Origin of the sequence: Acidovorax sp. Root217, from assembly GCF_001428645.1 — a bacterium.
Classification (GTDB): domain Bacteria; phylum Pseudomonadota; class Gammaproteobacteria; order Burkholderiales; family Burkholderiaceae_C; genus Acidovorax.
Window position 1 is genome coordinate 273 of the sequence record NZ_LMIH01000008.1, and the last position, 13,472, is coordinate 13,744.

Consider the following 13,472-nt stretch of genomic DNA (forward strand, 5'->3'; position numbering starts at 1 on the left):
ACGCATTGCCACCGGCGAGTTCCGCGGTATCGAGGTAGCAGCGGCCTGACCGGCTGACGGCGCTGGTTGAAGAGCCCGGCCAAGACCCCGATCCCCCGGCAGTGCATCAGGCACGGCCGGGGGATTTTTCTTGGCACGCGACAGGTTTTCATACCGGTGCCCGTGCGCCGCAGGCGTGGTGGAGTTACATTGCTCGGCACGCTTTTCTTTTCCACCGCCCGCCCCGTCCCTTCCCGCAATGACCTTCCCGAATTCCCAGCCCATCGGCGTCTTTGACAGCGGCGTGGGCGGCCTCAGCGTGCTGCGGGCCTTGCGCGCCGAGTTGCCGCACGAGCGCTTCGTCTACCTGGCCGACAGCGCGCATGCCCCCTATGGCGAGCGCGGCGATGCCTATGTGGGCGCGCGCACGCATGCCATCACGCGCTACCTGCTGGAGCAGCATGGAATCAAGGCGCTGGTGGTGGCCTGCAACACGGCCACGGCTGCGGCCATCCACGAGGTGCGTAGCCGCTACCCGGCGCTGCCGCTGGTGGGGCTGGAGCCGGCCATCAAGCCCGCCCTGGCCGTGACGCAGACCGGGCGAGTGGGCGTGATCGGCACGCGCGGCACCTTGACCAGCGCCAAGTTCGGCAAGCTGCTGGCCAGCCTGCAGGGCCAGGCCGAGTTCGTGGTACAGCCCTGCGATGGCCTGGCCCACGCCATCGAACGCAGTGTGGACCGCCCCGTGCCCGCCAGCCCCCAGGGCACCGAGACCTGGGAACTGTGCGAACGCTACATCGACGCCATGGGCGCCTTCGGCACCGGCGCCGGTGCCATCGACACGCTGGTGCTGGGCTGCACGCACTACATCTTTGCCGAGCGCGACCTGCGCACGCTGGTGGGGCCCACGGTGCGCTTCATCGAGACCGGCGAGCCGGTGGCGCGCCAGACGCGGCGCCTGCTCGAAAGCGCCGGCCTGCTGGCAGCCGCCAGCACGGGGGCGCCGCAGGCACAGCTCTTCACCACCGGCGGCCTGCCCCAGTTGCAGGCAGCGGCACAGCGCTGGCTGGACCTGCCCGCCGACTGCTGCCAGACGGTGGCGATTGCATCTCACACCACCGAACACAGCGCAGCCTAGGCGCGCTGGCTTTTTTGGCGCTTCTTGACGACCGACCCGGCATGACCACCTCCCTGCGAGCCCTACGGCTCATGACCCTCGTGCCGCTGCTGGCTGTGGCCTGCGCCGTGGCGCAGACAGCCCCTCCTTCCGCACCCTCGCCACAGGACCTGGCACAGGAACAGATCGCGGAGCTTGAAAAAGCCCAGCGCGCCATGATCCAGGACCTCAAGCGCCAGTTGGCGGAGATGCCGGAGACCGTGCGCAAGCAGCGGCTGCGCGCCCGCATCGCGGAGATCGAAGGCCGCGCCAACCTTCCCCGGGATCTATACATATCACCGAGCGCGAAGATGAGCGCGCCCATGAAGACCTACTACGAGCGCATGAAGATGCGCATCGAAGATTGCGGCACGCGCTATTTCCCGACCCAGGACGGGCGCAAGCTGTACGGCCAGGGCGTGGTGGGCGTCACCCTGGGCAACGACGGCGCGGTGATACAGGCAGACGTGCTGCAGTCATCGCAGGACAAGGCGCTGGACGAGCACATGCTCAAGCTGGTGCACGCCTCGGCCCCGTTCGGCACGCCACCGGCCAGGCCCATGGCCAATGGTTCGCCGGTCTACCGCCGCCTGGTGGTGATCACCGGCTTCGATTTCAACCGCGACAGCGACAAACCCGCGCCCGAACCCGTGCCGGCCCAGGAGCGCTGCAAGTGGGGATGAACTGATACGGATTTGCCTTTAACCGTATAGCGTCGTTGGTTCGCCTTGCCGTGCTACAGCACTGTCTGCGGCTCCCGCCTAGCTATACGATCAAATGCAAATCCGTATGAGCCCCGCCAGCGCTCGGCAACCCACCCCCTCGGTTTCGCCCACATCGCTACGCAGGCTCCCCACCCCACAGCCGCTCGCCCGAGTGCTCGACATGCGTGAGGTACAGGCGCAGATCGAACTCGTACTGGTGGTACTGCGGCTCCATGTGCTGGCACAACTGGTAGAAGGCCTTGCCGTGGTCCTTCTCGCGCAGGTGCGCGAGTTCGTGCACGACGATCATGCGCAAGAACTCGTCCGGCCCCTGCTTGAACATCGCGGCGATGCGGATTTCATGTTTGGTGGCGAGGCGGTTGCCCTGCACCCGTGATACGGTGGTGTGCAGGCCCAGGGCATGCCGCACCACGTGGATCTTGTTGTCGAAGATGACCTTGTTGACGGTGCCCGCATTGCGCAGGTGGCGGCTTTTCAGCTCCTGCGCGTAGTCGTACAGCGCCTTGTCGCTGCGCACGGCATGGGCCTCGGGGTACTTGCGCAGCAGCGCCGCACCCAGCCGGCCCTGGGCGAGCAGGTCGCGAGCCTGCTGCTGCAAGGGGGCGGGGTAGGACTGCAGGTAGGGCAGCAGCGCCGGGGCGGTCGTCGTCATGCGTCACGCTCCCCACTTCCCTGAAGGGCCGTTGGGAGACTGATGCTGGGGAACCGAAGGATCAGTGCAGGTGGCGCGGACGGCGCCCGCCGCCACCATGGCCGCTGCCGCCCGAGCCGCCGCCACCGGGGCCGCGCGGGGGCTTGCCGATCTCCAGCGAGTTCACCAGGGCATCGAAGCGCTGGCTGAACAGCTTGTCGATCTCGGCCACCACACCACCCAGCTCGGCGCCGTCGAAATGGCGTTCCATCATGTTCACCACGTCCTGCACCAGCAGGTCGCGCTGCACCTGCATGATGGCGGCCGGCGTGGGGCCCACGAAGAGCATCAGGAAGTCGTCGCGCGACTCGGCGCCCTCTTCGCCGTCTTCGTCTTCATCGAAGTCGGCGTCGTAGAAGGTGACCTCGATGGCAGCGCCCAGTTCGGACAGCTCGTTGAGACTCATGCACATCTCATCCAGCGACTGGCGGAAGTCCTCATCGCCGCGCACGGTCCAGCACATCTGCAGCAAATGCTCCTGCGCGTCGAACTTGATGCCCGGCTCTTCTTCATAGGCACTGGCGGCGCCATCGGCCAGCGAACGCGCGCCAGCGTACTTCCACAAGGGCTTCAAGGCTTCCTGGATCTGGTCGAAGCTGGCATCGGCGCGCAGTTGGACCTGGCCGTGGACGTGGATTTCGAAGGGTGCGTTGTAACTTGACATGACTGGATCGTAATAGTGCCCGTAACCGGGGTCGGCAAGCCTCATGCCTGCTGGCTTGCCCTGGAATGGGGGAAAGATGGAGCCTTGTCGGCGCTGGTGCAGCCTTTCAGCCCCACGATAGCGCTATTTTCTCATGGCGCCAAGGCCATTTGGATGGCGTGGCGCAGAAGCCATTGCACATGGCCCCGCGCAGGGGGCACACGGCACAAGCTGCACGCCATCAATGGGGCAGGCCCATCCGATCGTAGTGTTGGCGCAAAGGTGCGACTACCGGCAAAAGCGTGCAGCCAGACGGCGCAATTGACTACAGAGAAGATGCAACCGCGCAAATACTCTATCGCCTCCAGAAGTGCAACCAGGTGTTTCCATGAGAAAGTCCATTCCCTCGGGGTTCTTGCGAACCGTCTTTGGCAGCCGCATGATGCGGCGCCAGCTCCGCGCCTTGTACGGGAATCAAGCTGTCATCGAATTCACTCCCGAGGGCGTGATCCTGGCCGCAAACGACAATTTCCTGCACGCGATGGGCTATGCATTGAAAGACATTGCCGGCCAGCCCCACCGGATTTTTGTGGATCCCCAGGAAGCGCAATCCGCCGAGTATTCGGACTTCTGGAAGAAGCTCAAGCGGGGCGAGGCTTTCATTGGCCGCTGCCGGCGCCTGCGCGGTGATGGCCGCAACATTTGGCTGCAAGCCAACTACAGCCCCGTGGTGCGCGAGGACGGTACGGTCCTCAAGGTCGTGAAGTACGCGATGGACATCACCGCACAGGCACTGGGAGATGCCGAAGCACAAAGCCAGTTGATGGCAATCAACCGTGCACAGGCCGTCATCGAGTTCGGACTGGACGGGACCATCATGCGAGCCAACCGCAACTTTCTCGACGCCATGGGGTATCGGGACGAGCGCGAGATCGTAGGGCAGCACCATCGCATATTCGTGCCCCCAGAACAGCGCAATACGTCCGACTACCTGGCCTTCTGGCACCGCCTTGGTTCTGGCAATGTCCATTCAGGCCAATTCCAGCGGGTGGGCAAGAACGGGCAATCGGTATGGATCGAAGCGAGCTACAACCCGGTCATGGACAGCACGGGCCGGCCATTCAAGGTCGTCAAGTACGCGACCGACATCACGGCGCGCTTCGAAGCCACCCATACCCTGCAGATCGCGTTCGAGCAGCTCAATGCACTGGTGTCCGAGAGCGCCAGCAAGGCCAATGAAGCGCACCAGCAAACCCAGAAAATGCTGCAGGTGGCCCACGCTGGAACCAGCGCCACCGCCGACGCAGTGGAGACGATGGGTGCCATACGCAGTGACTCGCAGCGCATTGCAGAGATCGTCGGCTTGATAGATGGCATTGCATTCCAGACCAACCTGCTGGCACTCAATGCGGCGGTGGAAGCCGCACGTGCCGGAGATCAGGGAAGAGGCTTCGCGGTGGTGGCCAACGAGGTCCGCGGCCTTGCCCAGAGAAGCGCTGGCGCTGCCCAGGAGATCAAGACCTTGATTGCGGCATCGTCCCAGCGGGTGCGCGATGGCGACGCCCATGTGCAGGCCACAGGCAGCATCATGGACGTCATTCAGGCATCGGCCACGCACGCTTCGAATGCCATGGGCGACATCGTGCAAGCAGCCCACGCCCAAAGCAAACGGATGGGTGCCGTGCACAAAGCGATGGGATTGCTGGAAACAGCTGTTTCTCGCCACTAATGCGGCTTTGCCTTCAAACGTATAAAGTCATTCGGTCGCCTTGCCGTGCGAAAGCACTGTCTGCGGCTCCCCGCCTGGCTATCCGATTGAATGCAAATCCGCATGAAAACTCGGAGCGCGAAGTGACCGAACGCCATCATCCACAAGACGCGAAAAGCAAGGGCTGGCCACATGGCGGCCAGCCCTTGCCTTCACCAAGCGCAGGTTGAAGCTCAGGTGACCGCTGGCTCTATAGCCAACGGCTTGGCATTGGCGCCGCGCTGACGGAAAAAAGCCACCGTCTGCCACAGGATGAAAGCAGCGATGAGGCCCAGCAGCGTGCCGCTGATCGGGCGACTCACGAACACATCGAAGCTGCCGCGCGACAGCAGCATGGAACGGCGGAAGTTCTCCTCCAGCATGGGGCCCAGGATGAAGCCCAGCATCAGCGGTGAAGGGTCCATCGCCAGCCGCATGAAGAGGTAGCCCAGGGCGCCGAAGGCCACGGTAATGAACACGTCATCCAGGTTGTTGTTGATGCTGTAGGTGCCGATGCAGCAAAAGAACAGGATGGCCGGGAACAGCACGTTGTACGGGATCTTGAACACCGACAGCCAGTAGCGCACCAGCGGCACGTTCAGGATCAGCAAAAAGCAGTTGCCGACCCACATGCTGGCCACCAGGCCCCAGAAGAGCTCGGGGTGGCCGGCGATCATGTTCGGGCCGGGCTGGATGCCCTTGATGATGAAGGCGGCCATCATCAGTGCCATCACGGCGTTCTCGGGGATGCCGATGCTCATCAGCGGGATGAAGCTGGTGCGCGCGGCGGCCTCGTCGGCAGCGGCCTGGCCGGCCACGCCCTCGATGCAGCCGGTACCGATCTCGTGGCGGTACTTGCTGACCTTCTTGTCCAGCGCATAGGCCGCAAACTGTGCAATCACCGGCCCGCCACCGGGCAGAATGCCCAGGATGGAGCCCACCACGCTGCCACGCAGGGCGCTGGGGATGATGCGCTTGAACTCGGGCCAGGTGGGCATCAGCTTGATCTTGCCGTTGAAGGGCGAACGCTCTTCGCGCGCATCCAGGTTTTTGGTGATCTCGGCGATGCCGAAGCAGCCGAGCGCAATGCTCACGATGCCCACGCCGTCTGCCAGGAAGGGCATGTCGAAGGTGAAGCGCGCCAGGCCGCTGTTGACGTCGGTGCCGATCGAGCCCAGCAGCACGCCCACCATGCACATGGCCAGGCCATTGAGCAGGCTGCCGGTGGTGACGAAGCTCACGCACACGAAGCCGACCAGCATCAGCGCACAGTAGTCCGCAGGGCCAAACAGAAAGGCCACTTCGCCCAGGCTGGGGGCCAGGAACGCCAGCACCACAATGGCTACCGTGCCGCCGATGAAGCTGGAGACCCCCGCAGTGAACAGCGCCAGGCCCGTCTTGCCCTTCAAGGTCATCTGGTACCCGTCGATGCACGCCACGATGGAGCTGGCGTGCGGGATCTTCATGGTGATGGCGCTCACGCTGTCGCCGTACTGCGCTCCGTAGTAGATGCCGGCCAGCATGATCAGCGCGCCGGTCGTGTCGATGGAATAGGTCAGCGGCAGCAGCAGGCTGATGGTGGCCAGCGGGCCCAGGCCTGGCAACAGGCCCACCAGGGTGCCCACGGTGCAGCCCAGGGCGCAGAACATCAGGTTCTGCAGTGTCAGTGCGTGGCTGAAGCCGAACGCGAGGTTGTGAAGAACGTCCATGGCGACCTCAGTACAGCGGCAGGTTGACGCCCAGAAGCTTCTGGAACATGAAGGCGATGCCGACCAGCACCGCGGCGATCTTGAGGTTGCGCACCACCGAGTACGACGTGCCGGCAAACCCCGAGCAGAACACCAGGAAGACGATGCCCGCAATCATGTTCACGAAGTGCGACAGGGCCGCAAAGCCGCACAGGCTGCCCAGGATGATGGCGATGTTGCGCACCTGGAAATCCATCGGCACCGGCGCCACCAGGCGCGCGCGCACCACGGTGATGACCCCGATGGCGAACAGCATGCAGCTGACGATGAACGGGAACAGCCCCGGGCCGGCACGGCTGAGCTGGCCCAGCGAGTAACCCATCGACGGCAGGCCGAAGCCCAGCGCCAGGGCCATGAGGGCAAAGCCCCGGACGAGATTGCGATTGACCATGTAGTGTTGTCTCCAGAAAGGCTGATGGGAATGCCCCTATGGCTGGGGTATGCTGACGTGAGGACTATCTCCATCGAACCTGATCGCAGGCTGATCCCGGCCATGCGTAATTCCACGTAGCCCCCTCCTCCCATGCGCCTCCTCCTGGTGGAAGACGACCCCGTGCTGAGCCGCACCATGGCCCGGGGCCTTGAGAACGCGGGCCACCGCGTCGAGCTGGCCCACACCGTGGAAGACGCCCAGCACTGGTGGGCCGTTCAGGCCTTCGATGCCGTGCTGCTGGACCTGAACCTGCCCCATGCGGCGCACGCCCGCAGTGGCCTGGGCAGCGGGCTCACCGCCCTGCGCAGCGCCCGCGCGCGCGGTGACCGCACCCCCGTGCTGGTGCTCAGCGCACGCGACAGCACCGAGGAACGCATCGCCGGGCTGGACGCCGGGGCCGACGACTACCTGGGCAAGCCCTACGAACTGAAAGAGGTCGAGGCCCGCCTGCGCGCCCTGCTGCGGCGCGCCAGCGGCACGGCCGACTTGGTCTCCGTGGGCCGGCTGGCGCTGGACCGGCAGGCGCGCCGCGTGAGCGTGGCCGGGCAGCCGCTGGAGCTGCCTGCGCGCGAGTTCGATCTGCTGTGGGAGCTGATGACGCCCCCTGGCCGCGTGCTGAGCAAGGGCGACCTTTCCGCGCGCCTGTCGGATGCGGGCGAGGTGGTGGGCGACAACGCACTGGAAGCCTCCTTCTCGCGCCTGCGGCGCAAGATTGCGGGCAGCGGCGCCGCCATACGCACCTTGCGCGGGCTGGGCTACGTGCTGGAGGACGATGCCACTGGCCCCGCATAGCCATCGCCCGCCCGCGCTGCGCCAGCGCATCGGGCGCCGCGTGCTGCTGTCGCTGCTGCTGATCTGGGGGCTGGGCAGCGCCGTGGTGCTGGGCGTGGGCAACCACTTCGTGGCGCAGGCCTTTGACCGCGCCCTGCTGGACGACGCCCATGCGCTGGCGGCGCTGGTGCACGGCGGCGGCCACAACGACCGCAGCGGCCAGGGCGCCGGCACGCTGCGGATCGACCTGACGCCCCGCGAGGTGGACCTGCTGCGCTTCGACCAGAGCGAGACGGTGTGGTTTGCGGTGTACGGGCCCGACGGCAGCTTCATCGCTGGCGACCATGGGCTGGCGGCAGGCACGGTGGCCCCGGGCAGCACCCATGCGTTTTCGCAGCTCGCGCGCGAGGGGCTGGAGCTGCGCCGCGTGACCTTGCTCACCCAGGGAACGCCCTCCTTCACGGTGGTCATGGCGCAGACCACGGCCGAGCGCACGCACCTGCTGCGCAGGCTGCTGGTCTATTCAGGCCTGGCCCAGCTGTGGCTGCTGGTGGTGCTGGGCTCCTGGCTGCTGCGCGGCATCGAACGCGACCTGCGGCCACTGACCGCCCTGCAGGATGCAGTGGACCAGCGCGACGCGGCCGACCTGCAGCCCTTGCCCCAGGCGCTGACGCAGCAGGCGGGCAGCAGCGATGTGCAACGCCTGGGCGTGGCCCTGGATGGCCTGCTGGCACGGGTACAGCACAGCCTGCACGCCCAGCGCGAGTTCGCCGGCAATGTGGCGCACGAGCTGCGCACACCGCTCGCAGGCATCCGCGCGCAGGCCTCCCACGCGCTGGCGCAGGACGACCCCGCCGTCTGGCGCAGCGAGCTCCAAGGCATCACCGAGGCCGAGCAGCGGGCCAGCCGCACGGTGGACCAGTTGCTGGCGCTGGCACGCGCGGCCGAAGGCGGCATTGCCCTGGCACTACAGACGATGGAGCTCAACACCCTGGTGCGCGATGTCTTGCTGCGCCTCCTGCCGCGCGCAGACTCCCTGGGCGTGGACCTGGGCGCAGAAGGCCTGGACCAGACCGTGCAGGTGCGCGCAGATGCCGCACTCATTGAGGGCATCCTGAACAACCTGCTGGACAACGCGCTGCGCTACGGGCACGGCAGCCCGCCGCGCATCACCGTGGCACTGCAGGTGCGCGGCGGGCATACGGTGCTGAGCGTGGCCGACAACGGCCCTGGTGTGGACGCCGCGCTGGCCCAGCGCCTGCTGCAGCGCTGGGCGCAGGGCGATCAAGGCGTGCGCCTGGGCCAGGGTGCGGGGCTGGGCCTGTCCATCGTGGCGCGCTATGCGCAGCTGATGGGTGGAGGGCTGGAATTGGCGCCTGCGCAGGACGGCCCGGGTCTGGTCGCCAGCGTATGGCTGCCGACCGCCGGGGAGTGATACGGCTGAGGACAACGGGCCGTGGCGCCTGCGGAAATGATTCGAGAATTGCGGAAAAGACAGCTATGCAATTGATAGCTTCAAACCGTTATCTGGTGCCCCGAGCCGGGGTCGAACCGGCACGCCCCTTTTCAGGAAAGCGGCGGATTTTAAGTCCGCAGTGTCTACCAATTTCACCATCGGGGCGCCGGCTGACCACGGCGGCCGTGCAAGGCACGGACCTGTGTTGCAGCGTAGCGTGGGCCGTGCAGGTGTGCAATGCCCTGTCGCATCCGGTCACACAATGGCCGCATCGGAAGCGGCCATTGCACGACGCCAAGAAAAAAGGGAAGCCTAAGCTTCCCTTTTTGAATCTGGAGCGGGAAAAGAGTCTCGAACTCTCGACCTCAACCTTGGCAAGGTTGCGCTCTACCAACTGAGCTATTCCCGCATTTCACTGTGCTGCTGTCGTTACCGTCAGTCTGCATCAGCAAGACTCAAATTATAGCACCATTTTTTGGGCTTGCAAACCTCAGCGCCAAAAAATTTGCGTCTGCCTTGCGCGGCACAGGGCGAGCGCACTGCAGATCGACCTGGAGCCGCCCATGCTCCACCCGGAAAAAAGCCCGTATGGAGGCGGGCTTGAACTCGTGATGGTCACGAGGGGAGGAAGCCGCTGGTGCTGCGGCGGTTCCATGCTACTACGGAACCGGCGTGCAGTGTGCAGGATCGAGGGCCTCGGTCGTGCGGGAGATGCTCACTGGCCTGCTGCGCAGCGCGGCCGCGTCGAAGGTCCGCCATCAGAACACCGACAGCCCCGTCCTGGTGGTGAACAGTTCCAGCGCGTGCATGCCCAGCAGCGAGTTCCCGGTTGCATCCAGCGCAGGCGACCACACGCACAGGCTCAGGCGGTCAGGAACCACCGCCACGATGCCACCACCCACGCCGCTCTTGCAGGGCAGGCCGATGCGGAACGCGAATTCTCCGGCCGCGTCGTAGGTGCCGCAGGTCAGCATCAGCGAATTGATGCGGCGCGTCTGCCGCTCGGTCAGCAGTTGCTCGCCACTGAACGGGTGGCGGCCATCGCGGCACAGGTAGCCGGTGGCGCGCGCCAGCTGCAGGCAGCTCATGCCCACAGCGCAGTGGTGAAAGTAGGCATCCAGCACGGCCGCGACATCGTTGTCGATCTTGCCAAAGCTCTTCATGAAGTTGCCCAGCGCCATGTTGCGAAAGCCGGTGGCAGCCTCTGAGGCGGCCACTTCCTCGTCGAAGTGCACCGGCTCATTGCACAGACTGGACAGCAGCTGCAGCAGGGCGGCCTTGGCATCACCCTGGCTGACCAGGCGATCGGTGACGGCAATCGCGCCGGCATTAATGAAGGGGTTGCGCGGCGTCCCCTGCTCGGCCTCGAGCTGCACCAGAGAATTGAACGGGTTGCCCGAAGGTTCGCGGCCGATGCGGTCCCACAGGGCATCGCCCAAGGCCCCCATCCCCAGGGTCAGGGCAAAGAGCTTGGAGATGCTCTGGATCGAGAAACGTGTACCGCTGTCGCCGGCCTGCGCCTCCTGGCCATCGCAGGTGCGCAGCGCGATGCCGAACTGGGCCGCTGGCACCCGCGCCAACGCCGGGATGTAGTTGGCCACGTGACCTTGTGCGCCGAGCAGAGGGCGCACTGTCTCGACGATTTCTTCAAGGATGGGCTGGAATTGCATGGCGTGATTGTCGATCAGCCATCCATCGGCCGCAGCAGCCCGACGGGCCTTTCACCTACAGCGCAGCGCGAAAGCCCCTGGGAAGATAGCTCGCTTGCATTTCCTAACCTCTTTTTCGCGCGACAGATGTACGCTTTCTGCGGATCGGGTCGTGTCCGCATCCAGGGCTCCAAACTGCAGGGGGCGCCATGGTCGCCTGGCCTGCTCACTGTCAGGCCATTTCTGCACCTTTGATCGGGATCGGAAGCTTTCGTGACAGCGTTCATGCCTTCGAGCTACAACCTCTTCCTGGTGGCGGTGTCGCTGGCCATGGCCATGTTCGCCTCCTACGTGAGCTTCGACATGGCCCGCAGGGTGCGCACCTCGCAACGCGACATCGGCCTGGCCTGGTGGGCTGCGGGTTCGCTGGTCATGGGAACCGGCATCTGGTCCATGCATTTCCTGGGCATGCAGGCGCTGGAGCTGCCCATTCCCATCGGCTACTCGCAGGGGCTGACCTTCGCGTCCTGGCTGGCGGCGATGGCGGCATCCGGCATAGCCCTGGAACTGGCCAGCCGAAAGCGGCTCGACAACCTGCGCATCCTGCTTGGCGCCATGGCGATGGGCGGCGGCATCACCGCCATGCACTACCTGGGCATGGCCGCCATGCGCATGTCGCCCGGCATCACCTGGGACATGCCGCTGGTGGCGCTGTCGGTGCTGGTGTCGTTCCTCGCGTCCACGCTGGCGCTGCTCATCTTCAAGTTGCTGCGCCGGGTGGAGCGGCCCCGGCGCATGGGCTACCAGTTGGCGGCGGCGTTCGTGTTCGCCATGGCGATCTGCGGCACGCACTACCTGGGCATGGCGGCCGCCAGCTTCGCGGCGGGCTCGGTCTGCCTGACGGCCGGTGAGCTGGGCGGGCCCGGCCTGCAGACGGCTGTGGCCATGATTGCGGGTGCACTGCTGGTGGTCACCTTGCTCACTTCCATCCTGGATTCCCGGCTGCAGCGCGCCGCGCGCGGCGCATCGCATTCCATGCACGAGAGCAACGCGCGCCTGCAGGCCGCCAACGAAGAGCTCCAGCAGCGCGCCTTTGCCGACCCGTTGACGGGGCTGCCCAACCGCCTGCTGTTCGAGGACCGCCTGGCCCAGGCCACCCGCCGGCTGGAGCGCAGCAACCACGACGGGGTGGTCGAACGCATGGCCGTGCTGTTCGTGGACCTGGACGGGTTCAAGCCCATCAACGACTCTTTCGGGCATGCAGTGGGCGATGTCGTGATCCGCAAGGCGGCATCGCGCCTGCGCGACGAGGCCCGTGACTGCGACACCGTGGCCCGCGTGGGTGGCGACGAGTTCCTGATCCTGCTCAACGACGTGGCCGACGAACAAGCCTGCATCTCCGTGGCCCAGAGGGTGCTGGCGTCGCTGTCGCAGCCCTTCGAGGCATCGGGGCGGCGCATCGAGATCTCCTGCTCCATCGGCATCGTGGTGCACCCGGGCCACAGCGAGAGCAACAAGATCGTGGCCAATGCCGACGCAGCGATGTACGCCGCCAAGCGCGCAGGCGGCAGCTGCTACGCATTGTTCGAGCCCCACATGGTGTCCGACGTGTCGGAGCAGCTGGCACTGCAGGGCGATCTGCGCCATGCGCTGGAGCGGGGACAACTGTCCCTGCACTACCAACCCAAGATCGACGGGCGGCGTGGCCAGATCAGCGGTGTCGAGGCCCTGCTGCGCTGGAACCACCCGCGCCACGGCATGGTCAGCCCGCTCGTGTTCATTCCCCTGGCGGAGCGGATAGGCCTCATCGGCCGTCTCGGCCAATGGGTCATCGACGAGGCCTGCCGCCAGACCGCCGAGTGGGGCCGCGACGGCCTGCGCATGCGCGTGGCGGTGAACCTGTCCGTGCACCAACTGCGCGACAAAGGCCTGGTCGAGCGCATCGGGCAGACCCTGCAGGACCATGGCCTGGACGCATCGCAGTTGCTGTGCGAGATCACGGAGACCGTGGCGATGGAGGACATCAAGGCTGTGCAGCGCACCTTCGAGGGGCTCGGCGACATCGGCGTGTACCTGTCCATCGACGACTTTGGCACCGGCTACTCCAGCCTGCGCTACCTGAGCCAGTTGCCCGCCCGGCAGCTCAAGATCGACCGCAGTTTCGTGGGAGACCTTGAACACAGCACCAACGCACGCGCCGTGGTGGCCGCCGTGGTGGGCCTGGCCCACGCCCTGGGCCTGCGTGTTGTGGCCGAGGGGGTGGAGACCGAGAGACAGCGCGACATCCTCCTGGCCATGGACTGCGACGAACTGCAGGGCTTTCTGTTCGCGCGCCCCATGCCACCCGCCGCCCTGCTGGCATGGGCCCATGGGGCCAAGCCCGAGGGCGGTGCGGACTTCACGCCCTCGCTGGTGGGTGCGCTCGCGCCCCTGTGAACGCGGGCACGGGCCTGCCATGCGACCCCCCCCCCCCC

11 protein-coding genes and 2 tRNA genes are annotated in these 13,472 nt (G+C 65.9%); 6 read left to right on the plus strand and 7 right to left on the minus strand.

All coding sequences use genetic code 11. The features are described from left to right. Window positions 1-238 precede the first annotated feature (238 nt). Both murI and ASE31_RS07515 read left to right on the plus strand, forming a co-directional pair. A complete protein-coding gene (gene murI / locus ASE31_RS07510; protein ID WP_057200940.1) occupies window positions 239-1,117 on the plus strand; it encodes a glutamate racemase in 879 nt (292 codons plus the stop codon). A gap of 41 nt (window positions 1,118-1,158) precedes the next feature. Then, window positions 1,159-1,818: a TonB family protein gene (locus ASE31_RS07515; RefSeq protein WP_082604065.1), complete on the plus strand. Its 660-nt coding sequence runs from the start codon at window positions 1,159-1,161 to the stop codon at window positions 1,816-1,818. 157 nt (window positions 1,819-1,975) lie between these two features. Here the strand turns inward: ASE31_RS07515 and ASE31_RS07520 are convergent, their stop codons facing one another. Both ASE31_RS07520 and ASE31_RS07525 read right to left on the minus strand, forming a co-directional pair. Continuing rightward, a complete protein-coding gene (locus ASE31_RS07520; protein WP_057200942.1) occupies window positions 1,976-2,512 on the minus strand; it encodes a M48 family metallopeptidase in 537 nt (178 codons plus the stop codon). 61 nt (window positions 2,513-2,573) lie between these two features. Further along, window positions 2,574-3,215 carry a DUF6806 family protein gene (locus ASE31_RS07525; protein ID WP_057200943.1) on the minus strand — a complete coding sequence of 214 codons (642 nt, stop codon included), beginning with the start codon at window positions 3,213-3,215 and terminating at the stop codon, window positions 2,574-2,576. 367 nt (window positions 3,216-3,582) lie between these two features. Here ASE31_RS07525 and ASE31_RS33000 point away from each other — a divergent pair, with 367 nt between their 5' ends. Continuing rightward, the gene (locus tag ASE31_RS33000; protein WP_157412394.1) at window positions 3,583-4,923 is read left to right on the plus strand and encodes a PAS domain-containing methyl-accepting chemotaxis protein; all 1,341 of its coding nucleotides are present in this window, start codon (window positions 3,583-3,585) and stop codon (window positions 4,921-4,923) included. A gap of 212 nt (window positions 4,924-5,135) precedes the next feature. Here the strand turns inward: ASE31_RS33000 and ASE31_RS07535 are convergent, their stop codons facing one another. Next, window positions 5,136-6,650 carry a tripartite tricarboxylate transporter permease gene (locus tag ASE31_RS07535; protein WP_057200945.1) on the minus strand — a complete coding sequence of 505 codons (1,515 nt, stop codon included), beginning with the start codon at window positions 6,648-6,650 and terminating at the stop codon, window positions 5,136-5,138. 7 nt (window positions 6,651-6,657) lie between these two features. Beyond that, window positions 6,658-7,080, minus strand: coding sequence for a tripartite tricarboxylate transporter TctB family protein (locus ASE31_RS07540; protein WP_057200946.1), 423 nt, complete (start codon window positions 7,078-7,080; stop codon window positions 6,658-6,660). A 132-nt stretch (window positions 7,081-7,212) separates the two neighbouring features. Between ASE31_RS07540 and ASE31_RS07545 the strand changes: the two genes are divergently transcribed. Together ASE31_RS07545 and ASE31_RS07550 are read left to right on the plus strand one after the other, a co-directional pair. Then, window positions 7,213-7,914, plus strand: a complete 702-nt coding sequence (locus tag ASE31_RS07545) for a response regulator transcription factor (RefSeq protein WP_057200947.1) — start codon at window positions 7,213-7,215, stop codon at window positions 7,912-7,914. Next, window positions 7,895-9,328, plus strand: coding sequence for a sensor histidine kinase (locus ASE31_RS07550; RefSeq protein WP_057200948.1), 1,434 nt, complete (start codon window positions 7,895-7,897; stop codon window positions 9,326-9,328). The genes ASE31_RS07545 and ASE31_RS07550 overlap by 20 nt, the downstream gene beginning before the upstream one ends. Before the next feature lie 93 nt (window positions 9,329-9,421). On the opposite strand, the gene ASE31_RS07555 is transcribed toward ASE31_RS07550, so the two are convergent. The 3 genes from ASE31_RS07555 to ASE31_RS07565 all read right to left on the minus strand — a co-directional run bounded on the left by ASE31_RS07555 (window position 9,422) and on the right by ASE31_RS07565 (window position 11,019). Next, window positions 9,422-9,514: transfer RNA gene (locus ASE31_RS07555), tRNA-Leu, on the minus strand. A 168-nt stretch (window positions 9,515-9,682) separates the two neighbouring features. After that, window positions 9,683-9,758, minus strand: a tRNA-Gly gene (locus ASE31_RS07560). Window positions 9,759-10,107: 349 nt separating this feature from the next. Further along, on the minus strand, window positions 10,108-11,019 hold the full coding sequence (locus ASE31_RS07565) for a glutaminase (protein ID WP_057200949.1): 912 nt from the start codon (window positions 11,017-11,019) through the stop codon (window positions 10,108-10,110). A gap of 264 nt (window positions 11,020-11,283) precedes the next feature. Between ASE31_RS07565 and ASE31_RS07570 the strand changes: the two genes are divergently transcribed. Further along, window positions 11,284-13,434: a bifunctional diguanylate cyclase/phosphodiesterase gene (locus ASE31_RS07570; RefSeq protein ID WP_057200950.1), complete on the plus strand. Its 2,151-nt coding sequence runs from the start codon at window positions 11,284-11,286 to the stop codon at window positions 13,432-13,434. Window positions 13,435-13,472 lie beyond the last annotated feature (38 nt).

Coding starts and splice junctions, on each gene's coding strand:
- murI (WP_057200940.1), top strand. CDS start 239: ATGACCTTCCCGAATTCCCAGCCCATCGGCGTCTTTGACAGCGGCGTG.
- ASE31_RS07515 (WP_082604065.1), top strand. CDS start 1,159: ATGACCACCTCCCTGCGAGCCCTACGGCTCATGACCCTCGTGCCGCTG.
- ASE31_RS07520 (WP_057200942.1), bottom strand. CDS start 2,512: ATGACGACGACCGCCCCGGCGCTGCTGCCCTACCTGCAGTCCTACCCC.
- ASE31_RS07525 (WP_057200943.1), bottom strand. CDS start 3,215: ATGTCAAGTTACAACGCACCCTTCGAAATCCACGTCCACGGCCAGGTC.
- ASE31_RS33000 (WP_157412394.1), top strand. CDS start 3,583: ATGAGAAAGTCCATTCCCTCGGGGTTCTTGCGAACCGTCTTTGGCAGC.
- ASE31_RS07535 (WP_057200945.1), bottom strand. CDS start 6,650: ATGGACGTTCTTCACAACCTCGCGTTCGGCTTCAGCCACGCACTGACA.
- ASE31_RS07540 (WP_057200946.1), bottom strand. CDS start 7,080: ATGGTCAATCGCAATCTCGTCCGGGGCTTTGCCCTCATGGCCCTGGCG.
- ASE31_RS07545 (WP_057200947.1), top strand. CDS start 7,213: ATGCGCCTCCTCCTGGTGGAAGACGACCCCGTGCTGAGCCGCACCATG.
- ASE31_RS07550 (WP_057200948.1), top strand. CDS start 7,895: ATGCCACTGGCCCCGCATAGCCATCGCCCGCCCGCGCTGCGCCAGCGC.
- ASE31_RS07565 (WP_057200949.1), bottom strand. CDS start 11,019: ATGCAATTCCAGCCCATCCTTGAAGAAATCGTCGAGACAGTGCGCCCT.
- ASE31_RS07570 (WP_057200950.1), top strand. CDS start 11,284: ATGCCTTCGAGCTACAACCTCTTCCTGGTGGCGGTGTCGCTGGCCATG.